This is a genomic window from Cupriavidus sp. 10L43_2 (genome assembly GCF_056395265.1).
The window spans coordinates 114,284-135,851 of the sequence record NZ_JBFTJE010000017.1 but is presented as its reverse complement, the minus strand read 5'-3'; the positions used below and the strand labels follow the sequence as shown (position 1 = coordinate 135,851).

General features: G+C 69.2%; 20 protein-coding genes. 13 read left to right on the top strand and 7 right to left on the bottom strand.

Annotated features, from left to right (window positions below; translation table 11 throughout):
• Positions 1 to 123: 123 nt before the first annotated feature.
• The 4 genes from AC1DEL_RS21635 to AC1DEL_RS21620 are packed head-to-tail and all read right to left on the bottom strand — an operon-like array spanning position 124 to position 4,359.
• Positions 124 to 1,206: a BatD family protein gene (locus AC1DEL_RS21635; protein ID WP_477126209.1), complete on the bottom strand. Its 1,083-nt coding sequence runs from the start codon at positions 1,204 to 1,206 to the stop codon at positions 124 to 126.
• Positions 1,203 to 2,795 carry a vWA domain-containing protein gene (locus tag AC1DEL_RS21630; protein ID WP_477126208.1) on the bottom strand — a complete coding sequence of 531 codons (1,593 nt, stop codon included), beginning with the start codon at positions 2,793 to 2,795 and terminating at the stop codon, positions 1,203 to 1,205. Before AC1DEL_RS21630 ends, AC1DEL_RS21635 begins: the two co-directional genes overlap by 4 nt.
• Complete coding sequence (locus AC1DEL_RS21625; RefSeq protein ID WP_477126207.1) at positions 2,792 to 3,805, bottom strand: vWA domain-containing protein; 1,014 nt, start codon at positions 3,803 to 3,805, stop codon at positions 2,792 to 2,794. The genes AC1DEL_RS21630 and AC1DEL_RS21625 overlap by 4 nt, the downstream gene beginning before the upstream one ends.
• Positions 3,802 to 4,359, bottom strand: a complete 558-nt coding sequence (locus AC1DEL_RS21620; protein WP_477126206.1) for a DUF4381 domain-containing protein — start codon at positions 4,357 to 4,359, stop codon at positions 3,802 to 3,804. The genes AC1DEL_RS21625 and AC1DEL_RS21620 overlap by 4 nt, the downstream gene beginning before the upstream one ends.
• 187 nt (positions 4,360 to 4,546) lie before the next feature.
• Between AC1DEL_RS21620 and AC1DEL_RS21615 the strand changes: the two genes are divergently transcribed.
• From AC1DEL_RS21615 to AC1DEL_RS21560, 12 genes are all read left to right on the top strand, one after another.
• A complete protein-coding gene (locus AC1DEL_RS21615; protein ID WP_092296510.1) occupies positions 4,547 to 6,664 on the top strand; it encodes a TonB-dependent siderophore receptor in 2,118 nt (705 codons plus the stop codon).
• Between the two features lie 88 nt (positions 6,665 to 6,752).
• Positions 6,753 to 8,219, top strand: coding sequence for an ABC transporter substrate-binding protein (locus AC1DEL_RS21610; RefSeq protein ID WP_477126205.1), 1,467 nt, complete (start codon positions 6,753 to 6,755; stop codon positions 8,217 to 8,219).
• Positions 8,207 to 9,238, top strand: a complete 1,032-nt coding sequence (locus tag AC1DEL_RS21605) for an ABC transporter permease (protein WP_477110578.1) — start codon at positions 8,207 to 8,209, stop codon at positions 9,236 to 9,238. Before AC1DEL_RS21610 ends, AC1DEL_RS21605 begins: the two co-directional genes overlap by 13 nt.
• Entirely contained in the window at positions 9,235 to 10,032 is a 798-nt protein-coding gene (locus AC1DEL_RS21600; RefSeq protein ID WP_092296516.1) for an ABC transporter permease, read from the top strand. The genes AC1DEL_RS21605 and AC1DEL_RS21600 overlap by 4 nt, the downstream gene beginning before the upstream one ends.
• Positions 10,029 to 11,474, top strand: a complete 1,446-nt coding sequence (locus AC1DEL_RS21595; RefSeq protein ID WP_477126204.1) for an ABC transporter ATP-binding protein — start codon at positions 10,029 to 10,031, stop codon at positions 11,472 to 11,474. Before AC1DEL_RS21600 ends, AC1DEL_RS21595 begins: the two co-directional genes overlap by 4 nt.
• A gap of 2 nt (positions 11,475 to 11,476) precedes the next feature.
• Entirely contained in the window at positions 11,477 to 13,099 is a 1,623-nt protein-coding gene (locus AC1DEL_RS21590) for a L,D-transpeptidase family protein (protein ID WP_477126203.1), read from the top strand.
• Between the two features lie 39 nt (positions 13,100 to 13,138).
• Positions 13,139 to 13,708: a YcbK family protein gene (locus AC1DEL_RS21585; RefSeq protein ID WP_441593205.1), complete on the top strand. Its 570-nt coding sequence runs from the start codon at positions 13,139 to 13,141 to the stop codon at positions 13,706 to 13,708.
• A gap of 565 nt (positions 13,709 to 14,273) precedes the next feature.
• Positions 14,274 to 15,596, top strand: coding sequence for an oxalate/formate MFS antiporter (gene oxlT / locus AC1DEL_RS21580; protein ID WP_441593207.1), 1,323 nt, complete (start codon positions 14,274 to 14,276; stop codon positions 15,594 to 15,596).
• A 257-nt stretch (positions 15,597 to 15,853) separates the two neighbouring features.
• Positions 15,854 to 16,801 (top strand): helix-turn-helix transcriptional regulator, encoded by a 948-nt coding sequence (locus tag AC1DEL_RS21575; protein WP_092296846.1) that lies wholly within the window; start codon positions 15,854 to 15,856, stop codon positions 16,799 to 16,801.
• A 31-nt stretch (positions 16,802 to 16,832) separates the two neighbouring features.
• A complete protein-coding gene (locus AC1DEL_RS21570) occupies positions 16,833 to 17,258 on the top strand; it encodes a DUF3331 domain-containing protein (RefSeq protein ID WP_092296528.1) in 426 nt (141 codons plus the stop codon).
• 159 nt (positions 17,259 to 17,417) lie between these two features.
• A complete protein-coding gene (locus AC1DEL_RS21565) occupies positions 17,418 to 17,717 on the top strand; it encodes a hypothetical protein (RefSeq protein ID WP_441593209.1) in 300 nt (99 codons plus the stop codon).
• Between the two features lie 107 nt (positions 17,718 to 17,824).
• Positions 17,825 to 17,977, top strand: a complete 153-nt coding sequence (locus AC1DEL_RS21560) for a hypothetical protein (protein ID WP_177219953.1) — start codon at positions 17,825 to 17,827, stop codon at positions 17,975 to 17,977.
• Between the two features lie 16 nt (positions 17,978 to 17,993).
• Here the strand turns inward: AC1DEL_RS21560 and AC1DEL_RS21555 are convergent, their stop codons facing one another.
• The 3 genes from AC1DEL_RS21555 to AC1DEL_RS21545 all read right to left on the bottom strand — a co-directional run bounded on the left by AC1DEL_RS21555 (position 17,994) and on the right by AC1DEL_RS21545 (position 20,828).
• Positions 17,994 to 18,647: a response regulator transcription factor gene (locus tag AC1DEL_RS21555; RefSeq protein ID WP_092296537.1), complete on the bottom strand. Its 654-nt coding sequence runs from the start codon at positions 18,645 to 18,647 to the stop codon at positions 17,994 to 17,996.
• Complete coding sequence (locus AC1DEL_RS21550) at positions 18,637 to 20,190, bottom strand: sensor histidine kinase (protein WP_477126202.1); 1,554 nt, start codon at positions 20,188 to 20,190, stop codon at positions 18,637 to 18,639. The genes AC1DEL_RS21555 and AC1DEL_RS21550 overlap by 11 nt, the downstream gene beginning before the upstream one ends.
• 188 nt (positions 20,191 to 20,378) lie before the next feature.
• Complete coding sequence (locus AC1DEL_RS21545; protein WP_369823483.1) at positions 20,379 to 20,828, bottom strand: response regulator transcription factor; 450 nt, start codon at positions 20,826 to 20,828, stop codon at positions 20,379 to 20,381.
• 193 nt (positions 20,829 to 21,021) lie between these two features.
• Between AC1DEL_RS21545 and AC1DEL_RS21540 the strand changes: the two genes are divergently transcribed.
• Entirely contained in the window at positions 21,022 to 21,522 is a 501-nt protein-coding gene (locus AC1DEL_RS21540; RefSeq protein ID WP_092296546.1) for a Dps family protein, read from the top strand.
• Positions 21,523 to 21,568 lie beyond the last annotated feature (46 nt).

Genomic DNA, 21,568 nt, shown 5'->3' with positions numbered 1-21,568 from the left:
TGCCCCTGTGACATGCCACCCCTCGTCCAGTGCACTTCAGTGAACACTGAGGAGTTTGCAGGCTCCATGCAGCGAAAGGAATGCAAACTTTTTTTGTGCGATCTGAATGATTTCGGAAAAGAACTAGTCCTGGCCAGGACCTTGGCCGGGATTCAGCGGCGGCAGGCCGGAGCGATGCCAGAGGTTGCTGCACGTCTCCGTGGTGCGATGCCAGCGGGCGCGCCATGCGGCACTGACGGCACCGTGCCCCCTACGCCATCGCCAGATCCCGTAGCCCAGCACCAGCACCGCGAGGACGATGGCGCCGGTCATGCGCCAGTCGACCTCGTCGAGCCAGGCCGGCGGGCGCCATGCCAGCCCGCCCGACGGCGACAGCCCCAGCCCGGGTGCCGCGCGCGCCACGATCACGGTCACCGCCGGGGCCGTCGAGGCCGCGCGCCTTCCCGTGGCGGCGTCGTACCAGCTCACCGGCACCGCCGGCAAGGTGTGGCGGCCGCTGTCCTCGAACACATAGGTAATGGTTTCGATGCGGCGCCCACCGGAGGCGTCGTCCTGCAGGACCGGATCGGCACGGAACTGTCGCACGCCGCGCGGCGGCTGCAGGGCGGGCGGGGCGATCATCATCGCCGGGGTGCCCGGCGCGACGATGGTGATGGTGCGCACCAGCGCGTCGCCAGCGCGCAGCTTGGTGTTCTCGTCGATGGGCTTGTCGAACTGCTGGGTCACCTGGAGCGCGCCAGCCGGAAGCGTCGCCGTGCCCTGCCCGCTCTTTCCCGCCTGCCCGCTGGCGTGGATCGTCGTCGGCGGCAGCGTGACGGTAGCCGTCTGCGGTTTGCCATCGCTCCCGGCGTGGGTGAAGCGGAACTCGATGGGCGGCAACGCGAAGTCCCCGGCGCCCTGCGGCGTGACCACGTAGGTCTTGCGGATGCCCGCGAAGCTGGCGCCGTCGATGGTCTCGGTGGAGTTGATGCCACGGTCGTCGGGCATGGTCACCACCGCGCCCGGGATCTGCAGCACCGGGAAGGCCGGCGCGGACAGGAAGAAATTCGGCGCGAGCACGGTGACTTCCACCTGCACCGACTGGCCCGCCACCACCGGCTGCGGCCCGACCACCTTCACGTGCACAGTGGGCCCGGCCGCGTGGGCGAACGTAGCGGCACACAGCAGGACCACGCCCACGGCGTGACGCATCCGGCACCCGCTCATGGCTTGCCCTCCTGCAGCGCGAACTTGCGCGCCAGCAGCTCCGTGGGCGAGGTCTGGATCGCCCGCATCCACATCTCGGCGTTCTGCTGCACGCGGCCCATCTGCTGGGTCTGGTCGCTGGGCGGCGGTGGGGGCTTGCTCGGGTCGTCGACGATTTTGTCTGGCGGGATGTCGGGCGACTCCTCGTCGCTCTGCGGGGGCGGCTTGCGCGCCAGCATCTTCGTCATCAGCGCGAGGTTTTTCTGCGCCGGCTGCCAGCCGGGACGCTGTTGCAGCACCAGCCGATAGCGCGCCGAGGCTTCTTTATATTTTTCCTGCCGCGCCAGCGCGTTGCCGAGGTTGAACTGGCCATCCGTCGTGTTGACCTGCCCGAAGGCGCGCGCGGCCTCCACGTACTGGCCGTTGCGGTAGTAGGCCACGCCGCGCCACATCGGATCGGTGAAGCGCTGCGCGGCGATAGCGTAATCGCCACGTTCGAACGCGCGCCGGCCTTGCTGGTCGGGGGTGAGCCAGAGGTCGGCCCAGGTCCATGATTTCTCTTCGGCCTGGGCTGGAGCCTGAGCCTGTGCAGGCGCAGGCGGCGCGCCAAGCGCCATCGCCACGGCCAGCCCGGCGATCCATCGCACGGACCAGCCCTTGCGGAACCACAGCACGGCCAGCAGCGCGATGGGGATGGTCAGGGGCCAGCCGGCGTCGCGCCAGCGCTGCGTGTCACTGGCGTGGGTCTGCTCCACATGCGATTGCACGTGGCGCTGCACCCAGGCCACATCGGCGTCGCTGTCCGTGGTCAGCGTGGCCACCGGGATACCGCTGTCCCGCAGCGCGTGCAGGCCATCGGCATCGAGCCCCGGCGCGGCGCCGTCGCCCGCGCGCAGCGGCCCGCCCTCCGCCGTGCCGATGGCGAGCACCACCACCTGCGTGCGCCGGCTGCCGTGCTGCGCCTGTATCGCCTTGGCGGCGCCGGCTTCCACGCCATCGGTCAGCAACAGGATCGTGCCGGGCACCGGCTCCTTGGCGAGCGCCGTGTCGACGGTGCGCACGGCCAGCGCGGTGTCCTTGCCGGGCACCGGCATGATGCGGGTCTGGAGCGCATCGACGAAGGTCTGGAGCAGGTCCGCATCGTCCGTCAGCGGCAGGACCATATGCGTGGAGCCGGCGTAGGCGTACAGCGCCGTGCGGCCGCCGTCGCGGTGCGCCAGCAGCGCCTTGACCTTGAGCTTGGCGCGCTCCAGGCGGGTGGGGCTGACGTCGATGGCGTCCATGGTCGTGCCGAGGTCGATGGCGATGGCCAGCGGCGCCTTGTCAGCCAGGAACGGCGGGCGCTCGCGCTCCCAGGTGGGGCCGGCCAGCGCGATGGCGCCCAGCGCCAGCAGCGCGGCAATCCCATGCACCGGGCGCACTGCGCGGCGGCGCTTCTCGCCCACCACGAGGGCATCGAGCAGATGCGGGGCGATGGTGCCGCGCCAGCGCCGGCGCACATCCCCCTGCCGCCCCACCGCCCACGGCAGCCACACGGCGGCCAGCAACACCAGCAGCCACCACGGGCGCAGGAAGTGGAACTGGGCGAGCGATTCGAACAGCGCGCTCATGCGGCGGGCTCCTGGGAGGCGCGTGGGGCGGCGCGGAAGGTCCAGCGCGCGTAAGCGGCCATCGCCAGCTGGTAGCCCAGCACGATCAGCACGGCCACGCCGAGCGGCCACATGAACAACTCACGGCGCGGGCGCCAGCTCAGCGTCTTTTCCTGATGCGGGGTGACGCGGTCCAGCGTGGCGTAGATCGCCGCCAGCGCGTTCTGGTCGGCGCCGAAGAAATAGCGCCCGCCCGTGCTACCGGCGATGCGCTTGAGCATATCCAGATCGACCTTGGCCTCGCCCGTGGCCGCCGGGTCGCCGATCCCCACCGTATGGACCACCACGCCGCGCGTGCGGGCAATCTCGGCGGCCTGCGCCGGCGGCATGCGGCTGGCGGTGTCGTTGCCATCGGTCAGCACGATCATCACCTTCTCGGCGGCGTGGCTGTTGTCGAACAGCTTGATGCCGAGGCCGATGGCATCGCCCAGCGCCGTGCTGGCGCCGGCCATGCCCGGCACCATGTCCGCGATCAGCGTGCGCACCAGCGCGTGGTCCAGCGTGAAGGGGGCGAGCGGGTACGGGGCGTCGCCGAAGACGATGAGGCCGATGCGGTCGCCGGGGCGGTGGGCGACGAAATCCCCCACCACCTGGCGCACGGCATGCACGCGGGTGTCCAGCGCACCGGCGGTATCGCGGAAGTCGCGGGTGTCCATCGACTGGGAGAGGTCCAGCGCCACCAGCAGGTCGCGCACGGGCTCCTTCTTATATAGAGGGGGCTCCAGGAACTGCGGCCGGGCCAGCGCCGTGACCACCAACGCCCAGGCAATCGGGGCCAGCACGCGCTGGACGAGGTTGCGGCGCGGCACGTGGGCGCCGGTGGCCGGCTTCAGGCCGACCGCATCGGCCACTTCCTCGAAGAACGGCAGTCGCACGGAGGCGCTGCGCTCCCGGTACGGCGGCAGCCGCCACCAGACCAGCAGCGGCAGGGGCAACAGCACGAACAGCCACGGATAGGCGAAGACGATCATTGGCGGTTGGGCGGCGAGTCCCGGCTATCCCGGCTATCCCGGCTATCCCGACGGTAGGCGGCGATCCACCGGCGGCAGGCATCGGCTGTGGCATGGGCCTGTTGCGGCGGCCACGCGGCCAGCACGGTGGCGCCCCGGTACTCGGCGTCATCGACCAGCGCGGCGAGCCCGGGCACCGCGTCGGCGGCCGTGCCCGCGTGGGCGTGGAGGAATTGGTGCCAGCCGGCGCCGGACAAGGGCGCGACGGCCTCGCGCGGCCATTCGGCCAAAGCCACCCGCTTGAGCAGTTCGGCCAGCCCCAGCAGGGCCTGGGCCCGGGTGCGATCGTCGCCAGCCAGTTGGGGCGTCCAGCGCGACAACTCCACCAGCGCCGCGCGTCGATGCCGATTGGCATACCAGCGCCGCCCGGCGCGCCAGCCCAGCCAGGCAAGACCGGCCAGGATGACCAGTCCCAGCACGAGCCAGCCAGTGGTCTGCGGCATCCACGAGGGCGGCGAAGGCGTGACGAGGTCGGCCAGCTCGGGCATGGGGGCGGTCAGGATAGGGATCCGCACAGGCTACGCCGCCGGCCCGCGCGGCTGAAGTCAATTTTTTCGGGGGCCTTTTCAATAGTTTTGTTGCGGTTGTTTCGCATGTCGATCTGCGGAAAAAGTGGTGGCGTATCCGTCGCAAATTTCCCTATAATGCAACCCTGTTGCAAAAAGGAAGCTGTCCCTTTTCCCTCGCCGACCATCTTTTCCGATGCGAACTCGTTATTTTTCCGCTCGCCGCCACCGGCTGCGCTACGCCGCGCTTGTCACGACCACCGCCATGGCCGCCACTGCCGCCGAGGCCGACGACGCCCCGCTCCTGCCCGAGGTATCCGTAGTCAGCCAGGCGGACGACGCCTACGCGCCGGCGCTGGCCAGCGGTGCCACGCGGACCGAGACCCCGCTGCGCGAGGTGCCGCAGTCCGTGCGGGTGCTGCCGCGCGCGCTGCTGGACGATATCGGCGCCACGCGGCTGGACCAGACCTTCGACTACGCGAGCGGCGTGGCGCGCCAGAACAGCTTCGGCGGGCTGTGGGACAACTACGCGATCCGCGGCTTCTCCGGCAACGAGAACACCGGCGCGGCCTATCTGGTCAACGGCTTCACGGCAAACCGGGGCTTCACCGCCCCGCGCGATGCCGCCACCATCGAGCGCGTGGAGGTGCTGAAGGGGCCGACCTCGTCGCTCTATGGCAGCGGCGAGCCCGGCGGCAGCCTCAACATCGTCACCAAGCAGCCGCGCTTCCAGCCCGGCCAGACCTACGATCTCGAGGTGGGCAGCCGCGACGGCTACCGCGCCGCCGCCGACCTCACCGGGCCGATTACCGAGACGCTGGCAGGCCGGCTGGTGGCCGTGGCCGACCACCAGGGCAGCACGCGGGACTTCATCGACAGCCAGCGCTATCTGGTGGCGCCGTCCCTGACGTGGATGCTCGGCGCCGACACCATCGTCCAGTACGCGGGCGAATTCCAGCGCTTCACCACGCCGCTGGACCGTGGCGTGGTGGCGGTGCAGGGACGGCTCGGCGCGGTGCCGCGCTCGCGCTTCCTGGGCGAGCCCAATGACGGCGCGATGCGGCTGGACAGCCAGTCGCACCAGTTGAGTGTGGAGCACCAGTTCTCGCCCGACTGGAAGGGCCGGCTGGCCGTGGCCTATCGCGGCGGCAGCCTGGAAGGCTATTCGACCGAGGCGAGCGCGCTGCAGGCGGACAACCGTACGCTGACGCGGCAGCGGCGCTATCGGGACTATCAGTCCGACGATGTGTCGCTGCAGGCCGATGTGACCGGCAAGTTCACCACCGGACCAGTCGGGCACGAGGTGATCGTCGGCATCGACACCTACCGCTTCGCCAATACGCAGGTGCAGCTGCGGCGCAACCCCAGCGCCGCCGCGCCCTACGCCATCGACATCTATCAGCCCGTGTACGGCCAGACGCCGCCCGCGCTGGCCCCCAACACCGACACCTACGAGCGCCAGACCAGCCTCGGCCTCTATGCGCAGGACCAGTTGCGGCTGGGCGAGCGCTGGCGGCTGCTGGCGGGCGTGCGTTTCGATACGTTCAACCAGTCGCTCGACAACCGGCTGCGCGGCACGGAGACGAGCCAGCACCAGACGGCGGTGTCGCCGCGCGTGGGGCTGACCTATCTGGCCAGCCACAACGTGTCGCTGTTCGCCAACGCCAGCCGCTCGTTCCGGCCCAACGCCGGCAGCGACGCAGCAGGCAACGCGTTCTCGCCCGAGCACGGCCGCGCCGTGGAGGCCGGCGTGAAGGTGGACAGCGACGACCGCCGCATCGGCGGCACGCTGGCGGTGTACGAGATCCGCAAGCGCAACGTGCTGACCGCGAACCCGGTCGATCCGTCCTATTCGGTGGCCGCCGGCGAGGCGCGCAGCCGGGGCGTGGAACTGGACGTGGCCGGGCAGCTCGGCAAGCACTGGCGCCTGAGCGGCAACCTGGCCTATACCGACGCCGAGATCACCGAGGACAGCACGCTGCCCGTCGGCACGCCGCTGCTCAACATCCCGCGCACCAGCGGCAGCCTGATGGCGGTCTACGAGGACGCTGCGCCCATCGGCCAGCGCTACGGCGTGGGCGGCGGCGTGCGCTACGTCGGCAAACGGTCAGGCGATGCGCAGAACAGCTTCTCGCTGCCCGCCTACACGCTGGCAGACCTGTTGGCCTACTGGCAGTACAGCAAGACCGTGCGCGTGACGCTGAACGTGGACAACCTGTTCGACAAGACCTGGTACGCCAGTTCCTACAGCAGCGTCTGGGTGCTGCCGGGCGCGGGCCGCACGGTGCGGCTGGGCCTGCGGCTCAGCTACTGACGCCATGGGGAACATTGGGAAGCGCAGGCGGCTGCTGAAGGCTGCGTTGGCGGCACCGATTGTGTCGACGGTGGGCGCGGGGAAAGCCGTGTTCGCGCAGCCGCGGCCGACCTTGCGCGTGATCGGGCCGTGGGAGCTGTCCAGCCTCGATCCGCTGCGCAACGGCTACCTGTTCTCGCGCATGCAGGTCACCGAGACGCTGGTCGACTACGCCCCGGCCGGCGTGCCGGTACCGGGGCTGGCGGCCGGCTGGCAGATGTCGCCAGACGGCCTGCAATGGCGCTTCGCGCTGCGGCCGGGCGCGCGTTTCCATGACGGCACGCCGGTGATGGCCGCCGATGTGGTCGCCGCCCTCGGACGCGCCCGCCATGCCGCCGGGGTGCTGGCTGCGGCGCCGATCGCGGGGATCGATGCCGAAACCGGTGCGGTAAGCATCCGGCTCACGCGCCCCTTCGCCCCCCTGCCGGCGTTGCTCTCCCATAGCAGCACGCAGGTGCTGGCGCCGGCCTCGCTCGGCGCCGACGGCACGGTGCGCGCGATCATCGGATCGGGCCCGTACCGCGTGACCGAACTCGCGCCGCCGCAGCACTTCGCCGTGGAAGCGTTCGACGGATGGCACGGCGCCCGGCCAGCCGTGACGCGGGCCGAGTATCTGTCAGTGGGCCGCGCCGAGATGCGCGCGCTGATGGCCGAGGCCGGACAAGCCCAGCTGGCCTATGGGCTCGACCCGGGCAGCATCGCACGGCTCCAGCGTGGCCGCGCCGTGGCCGTGCATGCCGTGACCGTTCCCCGCGCCACGCTGCTGAAGCTCAATGCCAGCCATCCCCTGCTGGCCGATGTGCGAGTGCGCCGCGCGCTGGCACTGGCGCTGGACCGGCGCGGCATCGCCAGCGCCATCCTGCGTGATCCTTCACTGGCAGCAGGCCAGTTGTTCCCGCCCGCCCTGCCCGGCTGGCACGATCCGCGTCTCCCTGCGCTGGCCTACGACCCTGCCGCCGCGCGCGGCCTGCTGGCTGAGGCCGGCTTCCGGCCCGATGCCGACGGCGTCCTGCAGCGCGGCCCGGATCGGCTCGCGCTGACGCTGCGCACCTTCCCGGACCGGCCCGAGCTGCCGGTCATCGCCGCCGCCATCCAGGAGCAGTGGCGGCAGGTGGGCTTGACGGTGCGCGTGGCGGTGGGCAATTCGAGCGACATTCCGTTCGGGCATCGCGACGGCACGCTCGAAGTGGGCCTGCTGGCGCGCAACTTCGGCGTGGTGCCAGACGCCTTCGGCGCGGTGGCGCAGGACTTCGGGGGCCAAGGCGGGGACTGGGGGCCGATGCGCTGGTCTTCGCCGGCGGTGACGGCCGCGCTGGCCGCGTTGCCGTCCACGCCGGAAGGCCCGCGCGCCGAGGCGCTGCGTCGGCAGGTGGCGGACACGCTGCACGACGCGATGCCGCTGATCCCCGTGGTCTGGTATCGCCAGACGCTGGCGGCCAGCCCCCGGCTGGCTGGGGTGTCCATCGATCCCTTCGAACGTTCCTACCGGCTGACGCAACTGCAATGGAAAACCTGACCCGCGCCGCGTTGCCCGGCGCCGAGCCGGTGGCCGTGCCTACCGCCACCCTCCGGCGCGACACCACGCGCCAGCTTGGCCGCATCGTGCTCCAGCGTGGCGTGCAGGCGCTCGTGGTGGCTGCGCTGGTCGGCACGGTGAGCTTCCTGATGATGCGGCTGTTGCCCGGCGACATGGCGTTCCGGATCGCCGCCGGCCGCTATGGCTACGACATGGTCACCGCGCAGGCCGCCGAAGCGGTGCGCATCGAGCTGGGACTCGGCCTGCCGTGGTTCGAGAGCCTCGTGGCGTGGTGGGGGCACCTGCTGCGGATGGACCTGGGCGTCTCGGCGGTGACGGGCGCGCCGGTGGCCGCCGAAATCGCCCATCAACTGGGCCATACGCTGTCGCTGGCGCTGGCGGCGCTGGCGGTGTCGTGCGCCATCGCCGTGCCGCTCGGCTTCGCGGCGGGTCTGCGGCCCGCTGGCCGGCTGGACCGGCTGACGCTGTGGCTGTCCGTGCTGCTGCGCGCGCTGCCGCCGTTCGTGCTCGGCATCGTGCTGGTGGCCGTGCTGGCGGTCCAACTCGGCCTGATTCCAGCCGGCGGCGATGCCGCGCACGGCTCGCTGATCGCTCCGGCGCTCACGCTGGGGCTGGGCCTCGCCGCCACGGCGATGCGCGTGGCACGTGATGCGATGGCCACGGTGACCGCCTCGCCGTATTTCCTGTTCGCGCGCACCAAGGGGCTCTCTGACCGGGCCGCGCTGCTGCGCCACGGCGTGCGTAATGCCGCCGTGCCGCTGGTGGCCTACCTCGGCGTGCAACTGGTCTTTCTGGTGGAGGGCGTGGTGGTGATCGAGACGCTGTTCGCATGGCCCGGCATCGGCCATGCGCTGGTTCACGCGATCTTCGGGCGGGACGTGCCGATGATCCAGGGCACGGCGCTGGTCATGGGACTGCTGTTCGTGGCGCTCAATACGCTGGTGGATCTGGCCTGCGCGGCGATCGATCCGCGCGTGCGCATCGGGAGGGGCCGATGACCTGGCATCCCCGCCGCAAAGCCGGCGCCGCCCTGCTGCTGATGCTGGCGCTGTTCGCCATCGTCGGCCCCTGGCTGGCGCCGCGCGCCCCGTTCGAGCAGAACCTCTACGGCATTCTCCAGGTGCCGCAACTGGCCGAGCCGCTCGGCACCGACCATCTGGGCCGCAGCATGCTGGCGCGGCTGGCGAGCGCGGCAAGGCTGTCGCTCGGGCTGGCGCTGCTGAGCGTGGCGTCCGCCGCCGTGCCGGGCACGCTGCTGGGCCTGCTGGCTGCGTGGCGTGGCGGCTGGACCGAGCGCCTGACCGGCGCCGTGGCGGACGCGGTGCTGGCGCTGCCGGGCCTGCTGCTGGTGTTGTTGCTGAGCGCGTTCGCGCCGGGCGACTACTGGCCGCTCTATGTCGGCCTGTCGCTGGTGCTGTGGGTCGAGTACTACCGCGTGACGCGGGCCACGGCGCGCGTGGTACTGGCCAGCCATCATGTGGAAGCGGCGCGGCTGCTCGGCTTCGGTCCCGGCTATATCGTGCGGCGGCATCTGCTGCCCGAGCTGGCGCCGCTGCTGGCCACGCTGATGAGTTTTGGCGCCGGCGCGGCGGTGCTGGCGCTGGCGGCGATGGGCTTTGTCGGTCTGGGCGCGCAGCCGCCGGCGGCTGAACTCGGGCTGATGATGACCGAGTTGCTCCCTTATGCGGCGGAGGCGCCGTGGATCATCGCCTGGCCGATCCTGCTGCTCGGGATCGCCATCCTGGGGCTGGTGCTGGTATCGACCGGCGCGCCGGCGGAGGCCGACGCATGACCCGCATCGACACCCATCCCCTGCTGGCCGTGGATGCGCTGACCGTGGACAGCGCCGACGGCCAGCTGCTTGCGCCGGTGTCGTTCACGCTGGAGGCCGGACGCGCCCTGACGCTGCTCGGCGAAAGCGGCTCCGGCAAGAGCCTGCTGGCGCATGCGCTGATGGGCACGCTGCCGCGCGGCCTGCGCGCGGGCGGCACCCTCACGGTCGATGGCCGCCGCTGCGACGCCGCCGACCCCGCCACGCGGCGGGCGATGTGGGGCCGACAACTGGCGCTGTTGCCGCAGGAGCCGTGGTTCGCGCTCGATCCGACCATGCGGGTGGGCCGGCAACTGGCGGAGACGCATGCGCTGGCCGGGATCGGCAACGCGCAGGCGTGGCGCCGGGCCTTGCACGACCTGCACGGGCTGGGCATGGCGCACGCGGCGCAGGCGTGGCCGACGACGCTGTCCGGCGGCATGGCGCAGCGGGTGGCCTTCGCCATCACGCGGGCGGGCGGCGCGCCGGTGCTGATTGTCGATGAGCCCACCAAAGGCCTCGACCGCGTCTGGCGCGATGAACTGGTGGCCCGGCTGCAGGCGGCGCTCGGCGAAGGGTGCGCGCTGCTGACGATCACGCACGACATCGCCGTGGCCCGTGCGCTGGGCGGCGATGTGGCGGTCATGCTCGACGGCAAGCTGGTCGAACGGGGAGACGCCGCGGCGGTCCTCGGTGCGCCCGGGCATGCCTATACCCGCGCGCTGGTGGCCGCCGAGCCAGCGAACTGGCCGCCGCTGACCGCCCCGTCGCCCGGTGGCGATGACATCCTGCGCGCGTGCGGCGTGACCAAGCAATTCGGCGACCGGACCTTGTTCCGTTCCCTCGACCTGACCCTGCACGCCGGCGAGCGACTGGCGGTCACCGGGCCCAGCGGCAGCGGCAAATCGACCCTCGGCAACGTGCTGCTCGGGCTGGTCGCACCGGACGGCGGCACGGTACATCGGCCGGATGGGATCGCAAAAGTGCGCTATCAAAAACTTTATCAGGACCCGGCCGGCGCGTTCGCCCCGCATACCAGCATTGGCCGCGCGCTGGAGGATCTGGCCGCGCTGCACCGGATCGACCGGGCGCGCCTCGCGCCGCTGCTCAAACGGCTGAAACTGGCGCCGCCCCTGCTCGCGCGCCGGCCGGGTGCGGTGTCTGGCGGCGAACTCCAGCGCTTTGCGCTGCTGCGTGCGCTACTGCTGACGCCCGCCTTCCTGTTCGCCGACGAACCCACCTCGCGGCTGGACCCGGTAACGCAGCAGGACACCCTGGCGCTGATCCTCGAAGCCTGCGCGGACACCGGCGCGGCACTGATGCTGGTCACGCACGACGAGGAGATTGCCGTCCGGGTGAGCGACCGTCGCATGGCGATCGGGTACGATACCCCGTTCCCGCAATGCACTCGCCCATGCCAATGACGATGACATTTGCCGTAACGCCGCCGATCCCGCCCGCCCCTTCCCCCTCCCGTGCCCGCTACCGCCTTGCCGCGACCTGCGTGGCGTGGCTGCTCTGCGGCGCGGCCAGTGCGTGGGCGGAGCCGCTCTGGTTTGTCGATGGCAAGCCAACGCAGGCCGCGCGGCAGGCCGTGACGGCACTGAGCGATGCGGGCGCCGATGGGCTCGAGGCCCAGGACTACGATGCCGAGTCGCTGGGCCGCATGGTCACGCAGGCCGCTGCCGGACCCGCGCTGGCGCCGGAAGCCGTGGAGCGTATCGACGGGGCGTTGACCCAGTCGATGCAACACTATCTGTCCGATCTGCACCGGGGGCGCGTCGATCCGCGCAAGGTGCATGCGGGCTTCGATGTCTCGAAGGAAAAGCCGTTCGACCCGGACGCCACCCTGCGCGCCGCCTTGGCCGCCAACCGGCTGCCCGATGCGATTCGCGAAGCGCCGCCGGCGTTCCCGCTCTATGGCACGCTGCGCACGGCGCTGGCCCGCTATCGCGCGCTGGCCGCCGAGCCGCTGTGGAATGCACCGCTGCCCGCGCCGCCCGGCGGCAAGCTTACGCCGGGGCAGCCCTACAGCGCCCTGCCCCAACTGGCCCAACGGCTGGCGGCGCTGGGCGACCTGCCAGCGGCCACGCCTGCGACGGACGGCTACAAGGGCGCGCTGGTGGAGGCCGTGAAGACCTTCCAGTCTCGTCATGGGATGACCGCCGATGGGGTGATCGGCAAGGGCACGCTGGCCCAGCTGAATACGCCCCCGTCGGCACGCGTCAGGCAGATCGCGCTGACCATGGAGCGGCTGCGCTGGACCCCGCTGGCCGACAGCCCGCGCATGATCGTGGTCAACGTGCCGGAATTCGTGCTGCGCGCCTACGACTATCGCGACGGCAAGCTCGACATCCGGCTGGAGATGAAGGTCATCGTCGGCAAGGCGCTGGACACGCGCACGCCGCTGTTCGAGGAGGACATGCGCTACATCGAGTTCAGCCCCTACTGGAACGTGCCGCCCTCCATCGCGCGGGCCGAACTGGTGCCGCACTTCCGGCGCGATCCGGGCTATTTCACGCGGCAGGGCTTCGAGTTCGTGTCCGGCACGACGGCCGTGCCGACGCTGAACGAGGCCAACCTGAGCGCGGTGCTGGCCGGCAAGATGCGCATCCGCCAACGGCCTGGGCCGCTGAACGCGCTGGGCGACATCAAGTTCGTGTTTCCGAACAACCAGAACATCTACCTCCATCACACGCCCTCGCCGCAGCTGTTCCAGCGCGACCGGCGCGACTTCAGCCATGGCTGCATCCGGGTGGAGGCGCCGGTCGAACTCGCCAAGTTCGTCCTGCAGGACAAGCCGGACTGGACCGAGGCGCGCATCCGTCAGGCCATGACCAAGGGCAGCTCGAACACGGTGTCACTGCAGGCGCCGTTGCCTGTGGTGCTGGCCTACGGCACGGCGATTGCGCGGGCCGATGGCCGGGTATACTTCCTCGCTGACATTTACGGGCAGGACAAAGTGCTCGATCAGGCGCTACAGCAGCGTGCCGTGCGGCGGCAAAGCCCCACGACCGATGCTGCCGCCAGTCCGGCGCGTCCTTCCTAACCGCCGATTTCGCGCATCGCCCCCTTCGCCGCCATCGCCATGACGTATTCCCACAACACGCCAGCCCGTCGCCGTTTCCTCCGCCAATCCGGCGGTGTGGCCTTAGCTGCGGGTCTGTCAGCGCTGTCGGTACCGCGTCTGGCGCTGGCCAGCGTGCCGGGCGCGCGGGCGCTGTCGTTCTCGCATACGCATACCGGCGAGCAGATCTCGCTGGTCTACGCGATGGGTGATCAGGTGCTGCCGGACGCCCAGCAGGCGCTGAACCGCTTCCTGCGCGACCACTACTCGGGCGACGTGGGCAACATCGACCCGAAGCTGTTCGGGCTGCTCTCCGACCTGCGCGGCGTGCTGGGCGCCGAGCAGGCGTACGAGGTGATTTCCGGCTACCGCAGCCCGGTCACCAATGAGCGCCTGCGCAAGACCCGGGGCGGTGGCGTGGCCCGGCGCAGCCTGCACATGGATGGCATGGCCATCGACATCCGCCTGCCCGGCGTGCCGCTGGCGGACCTGCGCGACGCGGCGGTGTCCCTGGGCGGCGGCGGCGTGGGCCTCTACACGCGCGACAACTTCGTGCACGTGGATACCGGGCGGGTGCGGCACTGGGGTTGAGGTTTCCCTCGCCCCCGCCGCGCGTTGCCGCGCGGATTCATGAGTTAATCTGATTCATCCCCGCTGATAATCCATCAATCGGACTGGCCGCATTTATTCCCGCGCGACGTCCCGTCGCTTATTCCCACGTATTTTCATTTTTCCGCATCGCGTCAATTTGCGATTTAATCCATCGCCCTGCCTGGATTATCTCCATTACATTTTTGTCATTTGGCGGAAAACCACGTACGCACCCTTTATTTTGTGCGTATAACTGCGACTACATGCTGCGGACTGGTGTCACGCAACGTGCCTCCGCCCGCCGGGACGCCTGCGGGCATTTTTTTTTGCCATTATTGATTCGTCCCTCATCTGAGCCAGCCGCATTGATTCCGATAATCACTGTATTTGGTGAAAACCCTGCTGCGTCTTTATCTTGCGCTGCGCTGGTATATCACATACTTTGTATTTGACCGCCCAATCGATAAATGGGCCGGCATACGATTTATTCCTTTTCGCGAGCGCACATCGCATCCAGGAAACAGGAGACAAAACATGCCACAACAAACCACCCAGGGAGCGCGCCATGACTAGTCCATCCTCCGCCGCACTCACCCCGAACCAGCAGGCATCGGAACGGACCCGCTGGATCCAGCTGGCCTTCGGCGTCGTCTGTATGGTCGCCACGGCCAACATCCAGTACGCCTGGACGCTGTTCGTGCCGGAAATCCAGCAGACCTACGGCTGGCCGCGCGCGCAGATCCAGGTGGCGTTCACGTTGTTCGTGCTGGTCCAGACCTGGCTCGCGCCGATCGAGGGCTACTTCATCGACAAGTTCGGCCCGCGCCTGATGGTGGCGTTCGGTGCACTGTTCATCGGCGCGGCCTGGATCATCAACTCGCAGGCCACCACGCTGGCGGGCTTCTACTTCGGCGCGGCGGTGGGCGGGATTGGCGTCGGGTCGATCTATGCCACCTGTATCAACAATGCCCTGAAATGGTTCCCGGACCGGCGCGGCCTGGCGGTTGGCCTGACCGCCGGCGGCTACGGCGCGGGCTCGGCGGCCACGATCCTGCCGATCGCGGCGATGATCGAGACGTCCGGCTTCCAGGACACGTTCTTCTTCTTCGGCGTGCTGCAAGGCTCCATCGCGTTTGTTGCCGCGTGGTTCCTGCGTTCGCCGCGTAGCCAGGAAACCCGGGCGTCGAACAAACTGGCCCAGGCCACGCGTGACTACACGCTCAAGGAGGCCATGAGCACCAGGCTGTTCTGGCTGATGTTCATCATGTTCATCCTGGTCGTGACGGGGGGCATGATGGCCGTGGCCCAGCTTGGCGTCATCGCCAAGGACCTCGGCGTCAAGGACTTCAAGGTCGATCTCCACTTCTTCGTGATGGCGGCCCTGCCGCTGGCGCTGATGCTGGACCGCATCATGAACGGCATCTCGCGGCCGATGTTCGGGTGGATCTCGGACCATATCGGCCGGGAGAAGACGATGGTGATCGCCTTCACGCTGGAGGGCATCGGGATCATCGCGCTGGGGTACTTCGGCAGCAACCCGTACGCGTTCCTGATCCTGTCCGCCGTGGTGTTCCTGGCCTGGGGCGAGGTCTACTCGCTGTTCTCGGCACTGGCCGGCGACGCCTTCGGCACCAAGCACATCGGCAAGATCTACGGCGTGCTCTACACGGCGAAGGGGATTGGCGCGCTGTTCGTGCCGATCGGCAACCTGATGATGGAGGCCACCGGCACGTGGTCCACGGTGCTCTACACCGTGGCCGGCATGGACCTGACGGCGGCCTTCCTGGCCATCGTGGTGCTGCGGCCGGTGCTGGCCGGTCATGTGGCGACGTCCAAGAGCCTGTTCGCCAAGGAATCGGCGGCGGGCGGCGCGCCCGTCAGCGCCTGAACGCATATCCTTATGAGACCGCGTAATATCTAGCGGGCGACGGGCTTCCTCGGAAGCCCGTTTTGCTTCTTCGGAAGCCCATTTCCCTTGGTGGCCGGCCCCCCGCCGACTAAACCAAGGTATGAGTTGCGCAAACCATTTGACACCGTGCGCAACCGTTTGTAGGGCTATTCGGCCTTCTTTGCCTGATATACCTTGAAGCCATGCTGGGTCTAGCGGCCCAGAACCGCTTCAACGTTCAGTTCAAAGGGGCCGTCATGCATCACGCTTCGCTCTTCCCGGTCAGTACCGCCCGCCTACCCGCGCCACCAGGACTCATCGGCGCCGAGCAGCAGTGGCGCGCACCTTCCCACGACACGGGCGCCCAGATCCCGGTCTCGCGCTGGACGCTCGAGCCCAGCGAACCGTTCCAGGTTTCCCATCCCGGCGCCGACGCCCACCACTGCATCGCCATGAACCTGCGCTGCACCACGCTGGCGTTCGTGCATGCGGGCCGGCCGCTGGTGGATGGACGGGTCACCGCCGGGGCCGTGCAGGTGACCGCGCCGGGCGTACCGGTGCGCGCCACCTTCCAGGCGCCCGCCGACGTGCTCCACCTCTACGCCACGCAGGCGGTGCTGGCCGAATGCCACGCCGACCTGTTCGATCGCCCCCATGCCGGCGACATCGTGCTCGACTCGCCCAAGCTGCTGCAGGATCCGGCGCTCGAACGGCTCGGCCAGGCCCTGGCGATGACCCAGGTGCAAGACGCCGGCGCGAGCCGCATCTTCGTCGAGAGCGTGAGCCTGGCCATCGTCTCGCGCCTCGTGGCGCGGCATTTCCAGGCCGGTGCGACGGAGGCCCCGGGCGGCAGCCTGGCGCCGCTGCCGCCGTGGCGCCTGCGCCGTGCCACGGACTACATCGACGCGCATTTGTCCGAAGCGATTGGTCTGGCCGATATCGCGCAGAGCACCGGTCTTACCCGCATGCACTTCGCGGCGCAGTTCCGCCGCGCCACCGGCCTGCGGCCGCACGAATACCTGCTGCGGCGGCGCGTGGAACATGCGCAGTCGCTGCTGAGCGCCAGCGGCCAGTCGATTCTCGACGTCGCCATGCATTGCGGCTTCCGCTCGCAATCTCACTTCACCACCGTGTTCAAGCGCTTTGTGGGCGAGACCCCCTACAACTGGCGCGTAAAACGCAGCCTGGAGCGCAAGGCTGCCTGAGCAGCCGTCGCCCTCAACCCGGAGCCCCATCATGCTTGCAGACAACCTCGTGACAGACCAGGTTGCGCCCACGCGCAACCGCCCCGACCCCTGGCAGCAGGCACTCGGGCTGCTGTTTGCGCAGTCCGACCAACCGGCCGGCAGCCCCGTGTCCTACCAGCGCTGCGGTCGCCAGGATCTGGCCGGCGTGCTGATCCGCATCATCGACATGCCCGATTCGCACACCGCTGTGCTGTCGTGGAACGATGCCACCCACTGCCGCTACGGCGAGCAGCAATGGGGCACGGCCTTCGCGCGCGTGGCGGGCTTCTGCGCGATGAGCGGACGCCAGATCGAGCCCGGCGATGCCATCTACAAGCCCCGCCCGCAGCGTCCGCGTGCGCGCAATGCCGACGCGATGATCCTCGCCGACGTCCTGCTCACGCAGGCCGTCGTGGCCGGGGTTGCGGCGAGTTAAACCTAAGGATGAGGTCCCGCAACGAATGCGCTATCGGCGGCGACGGATGTACAAATGATTTTCGGGGCGTGAGTCTCTAAGCTTGATTCCAGGCAGCCAGCAATGCGCGGCAGCCGCCAGGAAACCCAAAGCTGCACCCTCACTGATGGAGAGATTCCCATGACCACACGCACCCAACGCATCGTTTCCGCAACCGCCCTGCTCGTGCTGGGCAGCCTCGGCGGCCTCGCCTCCGTGGCCCACGCCAGCGTCAGCTCGCCGCGTGACCCGTACACCGACGGTGCCCGCGTCGACTCGCCGCGCGACCCCTACACCGATGGTGCCCGTGTCGATTCTCCGCGCGACCCGTACACCCAGGGCGCACGCTTCGACCAGCCCGCGAATGCCTCCGCCACGCTGCAACTGGCCGGGCGCGACCTGACCGGCGTCTCGGCATCGCCCGAGAAGTCGGACGCCTGAGTCCACGCCCACGCACCCAGCGACCGCCTCTTGCGATGCCCCGACAGCGGGCCATCGCGACAGGCATCCGGCACGCCGATGCTCCGGCCTGCCCCCCGGAGCCCATCATGCACATCCACACCCCGACCATGTCCGCCCAGCACGTGTCTTACCCCGTCGCCGTCACGCGACGCGAACGCAAGATGATCTGCTACTGGCTTGGTGTCTGCACCGCCTGCTGCGGCATGGCGGCCCTGATCTCGACGTGGGCGCCGGTCTGACGCGATCGCTGATGGCTTACTGCGAAGCCGCCGGCGTCATGCCGAGCGCTTCGGCCTTCAGCACGAAGTCGGCCAGCGAACGCGAGCCCATCTTCTTCATGGCCTGGCCACGGTGGATCTTTACCGTGATCTCGCTCAGGCCCAGGTTCGACGCGATCTGCTTGTTCATCAGCCCGCGCACCACCTGTGCCATCACTTCCCGCTCACGCTGGGTCAGCGTGGCAAAGCGCTGGCGCAAGTCCGCGCTCGACTGATCGGCCACGCGCCGCTGGGCGTCGCGCGCCAGGGCGCTGTTCACGGCGTCCAGCATGTCCTGGTCCCGGAACGGCTTGGCGAGGAAGTCCGTCGCACCCGCCTTCATCGCCTTGACCGACATGGCAATGTCGCCATGGGCGGTCATGAAGACAATGGGAATGCTGACCTGGTCCGCGCCGATCTGCTCCTGCACGGCGAGGCCGCTCTGGCCCTTGAGCCGGACATCGAGGATCAGGCAGCTCGGCGCGTCGGTCCGCTCGCACGCCAGGAATTCCTGCGCGGAGGCGAACGTCTGCACCTGATGGCCGACGGAGCGCAGCAGCATCGCCACGGCAATCCGCATCGACTCATCGTCATCGACCACATAGACCACGCCACTCGCCGCCTCGTTGACCGCGCCCGACTCATTGCCCATGTTCGCTCCCTGCTTCCGCGGTCTGCCGTAGGGCCGCGCATTCGCCGTCCGGTGCATCGGCGAGATGCAGCGGCAGCATGATGTGGAAGGCCGCGCCGCCCTCGGGTGGCGAGTCGGCCCAGATGCGGCCGCCGTGCGCCTCGACGATGGAGCGGCAGATCGACAGGCCCATGCCCATCCCCTCGGCCTTGGTGGTGAAGAACGCGCTGAACAGCCGCCCGGCCTCTTCCGGTGCGATGCCCTTGCCGGCGTCCCGCACGGTGATTTGCGCCTGGCGCGACTCGGCCAGCGCGGTGTTGACCCAAAGCTTGCGGGGGCGGCCGGTGCCCTCCATCGCCTGCACGGCGTTCAGGAGCAAATTGATCAGCACCTGCTGAAGCTGCACGCGGTCGCCGCAGATCATCGCGTCCGGCAGCGCCAGGTCGATCGCCGACTCCACATGGTGGTCCTGCAGCTCCCGGCGCATCAGTTCGATCGACTCGCGCACCAGGCTGTCCAGCGCGGTCTCGGCGTAGACCGGATCGCGCTTCTGCGCCATCGAGCGGATCTGCCGGATGATGTCGCTGGAGCGCCGCGCGTCGCGGATCATCTGGTCGATGGACTGGGTGGCCTCGGCGACGTCCGGCTGCGCCCGGTTCAGCCAGCGTAGCGCGGAGTCCCCACAGGTGACGATGGCCGCGATCGGCTGCGTCACCTCATGGGCGATGGACGCCGCCAGCTCGCCCAGCGTGGTCATGCGCATCACGTGCGCGAGTTCGGTGGAGGTGCGCTGCAAGGCCTGCTGAGTCTGGACGGCGGCGGTGATGTCCATCAGCGCGCCTACGTACTCGGTATAGTCCGACGCCGACTCGCGCAGGCGCGACACCAGGTGCACGTGCTTGACCGTGCCATCCGGCATGCGCAGCCGATGCCGCACGTCGATCAGGTGCACGCCCTGCCGCATCTGGTCGCGCACGGATATCACCAGCGGCAGGTCTTCGGGATAGGCGCGCGCCAGGACCAGGTCCGGACCCGGCGTCACCGTGCGGTCGTAGCCCAGGATCCGGTAGGCCTCGTCGGACCACGTCATCGTGTCGCCGGGCACGCGCATGGCGATGCTGCCGGTCTGGCTCAGTTGCTGCGCTTCGGCCAGGAAGGCTTCACTGCGTGCGAGCGCAGCCTCGGCCGTGGCGCGGATCTGCATTTCCTCGTGGAGCTGGGCGGTCTTGGCGAGGTTGCGCATGGCCAGCAGCGAGGTGCTGGCCAGCGCCAGCAGGCTGAACACGCAGCGCGCCAGCGGGCCGGCGTCCTCGGTGACCGTGCGCTGGAACAGGAAGGCGAAGATGGTGAGCGCGGCGCAGCCGATGGCCGAATACAGCGTGGCCTGCTGCGAGCCGGTGGCAGCCACCAGCAGCACGACCACCACGTAGAGCACGGCGACGGCAATCGTCAGCGGCGTCAGGACATCGATCAGGAAAATCCCCAGCGTCAGCAGGGCCGCCAGGGTCAGCAGCGCGCGCGGATTCTCGGATTTCGGCCTGTGCACGGCGGTTGGCTCGGACATGCTCGGGGTGGCTCCTCGGGGGGGACTTCGGCGGTTTCAACTACCGCTGGCCGTCGGCAGTCTTGCGGGGCGGTCGCTTGCACAGTCGTGGTGCGATCGGGCACGGACGTGCCATCGATCCCGCGGGATGTGTGCGCAGGAATTATACATAGCGGGTGGCAAAAGTGACGCACCGCAGGGCACGGCACTTATGCGCTCGGCGCCGCCTTGCCGATCCGATCCAGGCACGCCTGCAGTGCGGCGCCGTCCACCGGCTTATTGAGGAAGGAAAGTGCACCGTTCTTCATCGCCTGCCTGCGCGTGGCTTCCACGGAAAACGCGGTAATGAAGATCACGGGCACGTGCACGCCGGCTTCTGTCAGCCGGCGATGCATCTCGATGCCAGTGATGCCGGGCATCTGGACATCGGAGATCACGCAATCCACCTCGGCGGCACAGCCGGAGTTCAGGAACGCCGTGGCGGTGTCGAAAAGGATGACTTCCCAGCCCAGGGAGCGAACCAGGCGCGACGTGGCGACTCGCACGGAGTCGTCGTCGTCAACGATGGCCAATAATTGTTTGTTGTGCAAAGCGACTACCTCGACCGGACTGAAACACGCAGCGGGCCCGGACCGACTTGCCGGGATGCGTGCTGGCATGATACGAGGCCCGTCCCTGCGGCGGAACTATATGTATGTATAGTCTGGTCCGGCTCGGCGGGCAGCCTGCCCGGCCGCCCCCGGCCCGGCGCGCCAACGTGCGTTATCGACAATTCCGGGGGCCGGCGGCAACGCCGGCGCGGGGCGTGGCCCGATCATGGCGGGCCGAACCCCCTGACAACCAGGAGCCACCATGCCCGCACCCTCCCTCGTCACCGCCACCACCGTCGCCACGTCCGTCCCGGACGCCAAGGGCGTCGCCGCCATCGCGGCGCACCTCAACCCGCTGCTTGCCGATGTCTTCGCGCTCTACCTGAAGACCAAGAACTTTCACTGGCACATGTCCGGCCCGCACTTCCGCGACTATCACCTGATGCTCGACGAGCAGTCGGCGCAGATCTTCGCCATCACCGACGACATTGCCGAGCGGGTGCGCAAGCTCGGCGCCACCACGCTGCGCTCCATCGGCGATGTCACCCGCCAGCAGCGCCTGCGTGACAACGATGCCGACCGCGTGGCCCCGCGCGACATGCTGGCGGAACTGCGCGCCGACAATCTGCAACTGGCCGCGATCATGCTCGACGCCCACGCCGTCTGCGACGACCACGGCGACGTGGCCACGGCGAGCCTGCTCGAGAACTGGATCGACGAGGCCCAGCGCCGCGCCTGGTTCCTGGCCGAAGCCAGCGAGTAAGCGGGGTCGCTTCCGGGCACGGCGCCATATGTTGCAGCCGTAACAT

Coding starts and splice junctions, on each gene's coding strand:
- AC1DEL_RS21635 (WP_477126209.1), bottom strand. CDS start 1,206: ATGAGCGGGTGCCGGATGCGTCACGCCGTGGGCGTGGTCCTGCTGTGT.
- AC1DEL_RS21630 (WP_477126208.1), bottom strand. CDS start 2,795: ATGAGCGCGCTGTTCGAATCGCTCGCCCAGTTCCACTTCCTGCGCCCG.
- AC1DEL_RS21625 (WP_477126207.1), bottom strand. CDS start 3,805: ATGATCGTCTTCGCCTATCCGTGGCTGTTCGTGCTGTTGCCCCTGCCG.
- AC1DEL_RS21615 (WP_092296510.1), top strand. CDS start 4,547: ATGCGAACTCGTTATTTTTCCGCTCGCCGCCACCGGCTGCGCTACGCC.
- AC1DEL_RS21605 (WP_477110578.1), top strand. CDS start 8,207: ATGGAAAACCTGACCCGCGCCGCGTTGCCCGGCGCCGAGCCGGTGGCC.
- AC1DEL_RS21600 (WP_092296516.1), top strand. CDS start 9,235: ATGACCTGGCATCCCCGCCGCAAAGCCGGCGCCGCCCTGCTGCTGATG.
- AC1DEL_RS21595 (WP_477126204.1), top strand. CDS start 10,029: ATGACCCGCATCGACACCCATCCCCTGCTGGCCGTGGATGCGCTGACC.
- AC1DEL_RS21590 (WP_477126203.1), top strand. CDS start 11,477: ATGACATTTGCCGTAACGCCGCCGATCCCGCCCGCCCCTTCCCCCTCC.
- AC1DEL_RS21585 (WP_441593205.1), top strand. CDS start 13,139: ATGACGTATTCCCACAACACGCCAGCCCGTCGCCGTTTCCTCCGCCAA.
- oxlT (WP_441593207.1), top strand. CDS start 14,274: ATGACTAGTCCATCCTCCGCCGCACTCACCCCGAACCAGCAGGCATCG.
- AC1DEL_RS21575 (WP_092296846.1), top strand. CDS start 15,854: ATGCATCACGCTTCGCTCTTCCCGGTCAGTACCGCCCGCCTACCCGCG.
- AC1DEL_RS21570 (WP_092296528.1), top strand. CDS start 16,833: ATGCTTGCAGACAACCTCGTGACAGACCAGGTTGCGCCCACGCGCAAC.
- AC1DEL_RS21565 (WP_441593209.1), top strand. CDS start 17,418: ATGACCACACGCACCCAACGCATCGTTTCCGCAACCGCCCTGCTCGTG.
- AC1DEL_RS21560 (WP_177219953.1), top strand. CDS start 17,825: ATGCACATCCACACCCCGACCATGTCCGCCCAGCACGTGTCTTACCCC.
- AC1DEL_RS21555 (WP_092296537.1), bottom strand. CDS start 18,647: ATGGGCAATGAGTCGGGCGCGGTCAACGAGGCGGCGAGTGGCGTGGTC.
- AC1DEL_RS21550 (WP_477126202.1), bottom strand. CDS start 20,190: ATGTCCGAGCCAACCGCCGTGCACAGGCCGAAATCCGAGAATCCGCGC.
- AC1DEL_RS21545 (WP_369823483.1), bottom strand. CDS start 20,828: ATGCCAGCACGCATCCCGGCAAGTCGGTCCGGGCCCGCTGCGTGTTTC.
- AC1DEL_RS21540 (WP_092296546.1), top strand. CDS start 21,022: ATGCCCGCACCCTCCCTCGTCACCGCCACCACCGTCGCCACGTCCGTC.